The organism is Bacteroides caecigallinarum, assembly GCF_021530995.1.
Taxonomy (GTDB): domain Bacteria; phylum Bacteroidota; class Bacteroidia; order Bacteroidales; family Bacteroidaceae; genus Phocaeicola; species Phocaeicola faecigallinarum.
This window is the reverse complement of record NZ_JADYTF010000350.1, coordinates 1-255: the sequence shown is the minus strand read 5'-3', so window position 1 is coordinate 255 and position 255 is coordinate 1. Positions and strand designations below refer to the sequence as shown.

At 42.7% G+C, this 255-nt stretch carries 1 pseudogene; it reads right to left on the bottom strand.

The features are described from left to right. Positions 1-255, bottom strand: a pseudogene (locus I6E24_RS16985) (IS110 family transposase); the annotation flags it as partial.

Genomic DNA, 255 nt, shown 5'->3' with positions numbered 1-255 from the left:
TCCTGCCATGTATATGTTTTATAAGTTCTTCCGGCTTTGTGACACCTTGAGATATGGCCTTGGCCACCATACGGTAACTTTTGGAATCCACATTGGATATATAGTTGCTTATCCTGATGTTACAGCGCTGCAGACATGTGTCAAGCTTTACAAGCTTTCTTGATATATCCTTGCTAAGGTCAAACATCATTCTGTTGTATTGTCTGAGCTGCTGGATGACAGGCTCGGGAACATAGCTTCCACGGATTAACTCCT